This window comes from Algoriphagus aurantiacus (assembly GCF_035156405.1).
GTDB lineage: Bacteria > Bacteroidota > Bacteroidia > Cytophagales > Cyclobacteriaceae > Algoriphagus > Algoriphagus aurantiacus.
In genome coordinates, this window is sequence record NZ_JAXRUT010000076.1 from 1 (window position 1) to 1,160 (window position 1,160).

Here is a 1,160-nt window from a genome sequence, read left to right on the forward strand (position 1 = left end):
ACCTTCCATGCCCCTAATGCAAAGCAATAGGATTTGAGCGTTTTTAAGGTTGCCCTGTTATGATGGTTGAGTGCAAAATGTCTGAATAGGCTCATCAGGTTATAGGACACCATGATGAACCTGAACGATGCCTCGGTAGCCCAAAAATCCTGTAGACAAAAGCTTTCCAGTCCAAAATCTTCTTTGAGTTCCTTGATCCTGTTTTCGCAATCTGCCCTTGAATTATAAATGTTCCATATCTGGTCCAGTGGAAGGTCAAGATTGGTCACATAACAGCTGAAGCGATAGCCCGGTAAATCTTCGAAAAGCATTTTACCTCCCGATTTTGGCCGGATTTCTACCTGTTTCTTAACAATGATATACCTTCTGGCCTTCCCTTTCTCATGGGAGAATTTCATTTCATTGAGTTCGATGCCCCTGGCCAGCTCCACCCAGTCTCCAAGTCCCCAGATCTCACTCTTCACATTGGGATACATTTTGACAGCCATGATATAATTATGCTGCTCCTGTTCCAGGTAGCTGAGTAATTCCTCGTTGTAAAACCCACTGTCGGCCCTTACAAGACCTATCTTTTTACCTTTGAGTGCCTGGTCAAAAGTCTCCTGCATAAAGAGTTTGCAGCTGCTGCTGTCGGCGGTATTGCCGGGCCTCAACCAGGCGTTGGCCACCATTCTGGTCTGGCCGACAAAGGCCATCAGGGGATGGTGGGAATTCCTGCCCCGTTTATTGGGATTGTATCCTTTTGCGCTTCCTTCCTGTTCTCCGTAGCGGGTGATCACGGTGCTGTCAAAATCAACCGTGATGTTGTCAACACCGAGTTGGTCAAAAAACCAGTTTTGAAGAACCGGGAAAACCTCTGTGTTCCTCTGCTGGGAAAATTTACCAAAAAACCGACTGTAGGTGCTCTGGGACGGCATCTGTTCCAGACCGAATATCGACTGGAGAACTTGGTCATACCTCAACCAGTCACAGTGGACATAACGGCTGGCTCCTGTCCAGATGCTCAGCCAAAATGAAGTGACAATATCGGTGGGATCATACCCCCGGTTGGAACCGGGCTGGGGTAAATCAAGGCTACTCAGGTACTCCTTTATCTTTGTCTGATCAAGAAATCTTTTCATCAGACTCATCCCGCCAAATGGGGTCACTGGCTTGTCTGA

At 47.3% G+C, this 1,160-nt stretch carries 1 protein-coding gene; it reads right to left on the reverse strand.

Annotated elements, in window-relative coordinates:
* Nucleotides 1–1,121: IS1380 family transposase (locus SYJ56_RS25795; protein ID WP_323839281.1), on the reverse strand; the 1,121-nt coding region annotated here is incomplete at its 3' end.
* Nucleotides 1,122–1,160 lie beyond the last annotated feature (39 nt).